This is a genomic window from Undibacterium sp. Ji49W, assembly GCF_049340205.1.
Lineage (GTDB): Bacteria > Pseudomonadota > Gammaproteobacteria > Burkholderiales > Burkholderiaceae_D > Undibacterium.
Genome location: NZ_JBMPOW010000055.1, coordinates 1 through 522, shown reverse-complemented (window position 1 = coordinate 522; position 522 = coordinate 1). Strand labels below are relative to the sequence as shown.

The following is a 522-nucleotide window of genomic DNA, read 5'->3' as shown; positions in this document are numbered from 1 at the left end:
TGCATCCCTGTGCCTCTGTGTTCAGAGGTCTCAGGTCTGTATCGAATTGCTTGTAGTTCCGCTTAGTTCCGCTTAATTACGTGCAGGCGGTTCGATCACGAAGCCTACCTTGGCGATACCTGCCCGCTGTGCTGTCAAGATGCTCTTGCCAATAAATTCATAGCGGGTGTTCTGGTCACCACGGATGTGCAACTCAGGTTGCGGTACCTTCACCGCTTCCACTTTCAATTTCTCAAACAGATCATCCGTGCCACCCAGTGGACGCATGCTGCCGTTCCAGTACAGATCACCATCCTTGTTCACGGACAAGGTGATGTTTTCCGGTTTGGTCTTGTAAATGACGTTTGTTTCTGCCGGCAGTTTGAGCTTGACCGTATCTGTAATCACCGGGGTGGTGATCAGGAAGATGATCAGCAAAACCAGCATGACGTCGACCAGCGGGGTGGTGTTGATGGTGCTGTTGACTTCGTCTTCGCCATCACCATCATTGCCAATTGCCATTGCCATAATGTGTTCTCTTTC

Annotated in this window: 1 protein-coding gene; it reads right to left on the bottom strand. The window is 50.6% G+C overall.

Annotated elements, in window-relative coordinates; genetic code table 11:
- Window positions 1-72: 72 nt before the first annotated feature.
- Window positions 73-507, bottom strand: a complete 435-nt coding sequence (locus tag ACO0LK_RS27005) for an ExbD/TolR family protein (RefSeq protein WP_186947253.1) — start codon at window positions 505-507, stop codon at window positions 73-75.
- Between the last annotated feature and the right edge of the window lie 15 nt (window positions 508-522).